This window comes from Desulfurococcus sp., from assembly GCF_049970475.1.
Classification (GTDB): Archaea; Thermoproteota; Thermoprotei_A; order Sulfolobales; family Desulfurococcaceae; genus Desulfurococcus; species Desulfurococcus amylolyticus.
This window is the reverse complement of sequence record NZ_JBMFMW010000141.1, coordinates 1-2,099: the sequence shown is the minus strand read 5'-3', so window position 1 is coordinate 2,099 and position 2,099 is coordinate 1. Positions and strand designations below refer to the sequence as shown.

The 2,099-nt window shown below is 47.6% G+C and carries 4 protein-coding genes; 2 read left to right on the top strand and 2 right to left on the bottom strand.

All coding sequences use genetic code 11. The annotated features are described in order from the left end of the window. The coding region (locus tag ACP5N5_RS06760; protein ID WP_428134386.1) for a helix-turn-helix domain-containing protein at window positions 1–169 on the bottom strand (169 nt) is incomplete at its 3' end. A 147-nt stretch (window positions 170–316) separates the two neighbouring features. Between ACP5N5_RS06760 and ACP5N5_RS06755 the strand changes: the two genes are divergently transcribed. Together ACP5N5_RS06755 and ACP5N5_RS06750 are read left to right on the top strand one after the other, a co-directional pair. Beyond that, window positions 317–523: a hypothetical protein gene (locus ACP5N5_RS06755; protein ID WP_428134383.1), complete on the top strand. Its 207-nt coding sequence runs from the start codon at window positions 317–319 to the stop codon at window positions 521–523. Next, the gene (locus tag ACP5N5_RS06750; protein WP_428134378.1) at window positions 524–1,042 is read left to right on the top strand and encodes a hypothetical protein; all 519 of its coding nucleotides are present in this window, start codon (window positions 524–526) and stop codon (window positions 1,040–1,042) included. It begins immediately after the preceding gene. On the opposite strand, the gene ACP5N5_RS06745 is transcribed toward ACP5N5_RS06750, so the two are convergent. Continuing rightward, a partial coding sequence (locus ACP5N5_RS06745) for an FAD-dependent oxidoreductase (protein ID WP_428134375.1) occupies window positions 1,029–2,099 on the bottom strand: 1,071 nt, incomplete at its 5' end. The two genes, ACP5N5_RS06750 and ACP5N5_RS06745, sit on opposite strands and share 14 nt — an antisense overlap.

Below are 2,099 nucleotides of genomic sequence, written 5' to 3'. Positions count from 1 at the left end.
CCGGCCTCCCTCCAAGGATGCGCTCGACCTCAGAGTACGGTACTCTTATCCTGCCACTAGGCGTTCGCACGACGTTCACTCTGCCTTGAGAGACCCACCGCTTAAAAGTCCTGTAGCTAATCCCAACAATCTCGCAGAACTCCCTAGGCTTCAACAACCTCTCCAACATTCGACCTCAACTGCCTATAAAATTTCCTCAATGACCCTAATAAACGTTTCTGCCCCTCACATTAATAGGCTTCACCAGTGTAGAGTTCATCCCCCTGCTAATATTAGTCCACGGTGTTACAACAAGCATGGTTCAGCCTACTCGTTAATGGGCGCCTCAAACTCCCTTGGATGGGCAATTGGAGGAGTCCTCGGGGGATACATAACTGAATACCTACCCTACTCCACAGGCATGTCCCTCCTAGGCATCCTAGTCTTCACGGGTTACATGTTTATCTATGCATCATACCCTGATGAAGTGGTCTATCCTAGAGCGGGGCTCAAAGATGTAGTTGAAGGCGTGAGGAGAGTTTGAATGCTCTTCATGGTTTCACTCCTAGCCTTCACCGGTACAAGGTTTTTCTTCAGCAATTACGTGCTAGTTGTTAGATCCATGCTGGGAGACCCCATGTTATTCGGGCTGGTGGTCAACACTATACCAGCTTTAACCGGGGCATTAATATGGCCACTACTAGGCAAGGCATTTGATAAGGGTAGCCCTTCCCTCCTTGTTGCAACAGCTATCCTCGAGTATGCTTTATTCATAGTTCTCTTCCTCCATGTGAGTGATCCACTAGTAGTAGCAATATTATGGGCTTTCCCAATATACCCCCTCCTAGAGCAGGGGTTAGTAATATCGATTTCGAGGAAGCTACCAGGTAAACTACAGTTGCTTGCATCAGGCATCTTCACCACCAGTATAAGCATTGCAGGGGCATTAATACTGGTTCTCGGGGGATACTTCAACAAAATAGATATGATAGGCTATACCTCACTCTTCATACTCTTCCGTAGTCTAGGATTCTTAATCCTCGGCACATTCAGGAGGAAGTGATATTGTAATTACTTACTCCTTGGCAGCCGCATCCTTTCATCTTCATGTATGCATCGATAGCCGCGTTTATTAATGGATGCATTACTGGTGAGTATGTTAATAACGGGTGTGAGCCATGCTGGAGTCCTATGATTAAGTCCTCTATCCTTAGAGAGCCCTGCACGGCTACTGCTATGGTGTTCGTTATTTCCGCTACCTCATTGCAGGCTCCAGCCACCTGTCCACCTATTAGTCTACCATCCTGGAGGAAGAGGAGCTTCACCTGTACCTCGCATCCACCGGGGAACCATACTGGGTGTCTGTTTACTGCTTTAGCCATCCCAACAATGTATGACACTCCCTGGTTCAATGCATGAGTCTCTATGTAGCCTGCAGCACCCATTACTATGTTACCTATCCTGGTTACTGTGACCGGTATCCTTCCCATCCTGCTAGGGCTTAAAGCCACGCCTTTAATAGCTGATACAGCTCTCCTAGCCTCCTCGCATGCCAGGGTAGCTAGCTTTATATCCCTCATGCCACTTGTGAGGAAGTCCCGTTTCACTATGCAGTCCCCTACAGCGTACACGTATGGCTTCCCTGTCTGCATGTAGTCGTTGACGATTACGCCCTGTCTCAACACGTCGAGGCCTGCTTTAACTGCTAACTCTGTATCGGGAACCCATGTAGGCACTATGATAACGATATCAGCCTCCACAGTCTCCCCATTGTCGAGCTCTACACCCTTAACACTTGTCTCACCAAGTATTCTCTTAATCCTTGTATTAGTGTATATCTTCACGCCCTTGGATACAAGCTCCTTTTCGGCTATCTCAGCGAACTCGCTGTCGAAGTATCTTGATAAAATATATCTTCTCCTAGAGATCACTGTGACCCTTCTCTTAACATGGTCTGTGAGTCCTGGGATACCGCTTAAGGCATCAGCCAGCTCAATTGTTGTCAACCCGCTTCCAACAACCACTATCCTGATCCCGTCATGGTTCACCACTTTCCTCAGTTCAGTCAGTTTATCATAGTCCTTTCCTAGAACGTATACTCCTTGGAGCTCCACTCCTTC

Coding starts and splice junctions, on each gene's coding strand:
- ACP5N5_RS06750 (WP_428134378.1), top strand. CDS start 524: ATGCTCTTCATGGTTTCACTCCTAGCCTTCACCGGTACAAGGTTTTTC.
- ACP5N5_RS06755 (WP_428134383.1), top strand. CDS start 317: ATGGGCGCCTCAAACTCCCTTGGATGGGCAATTGGAGGAGTCCTCGGG.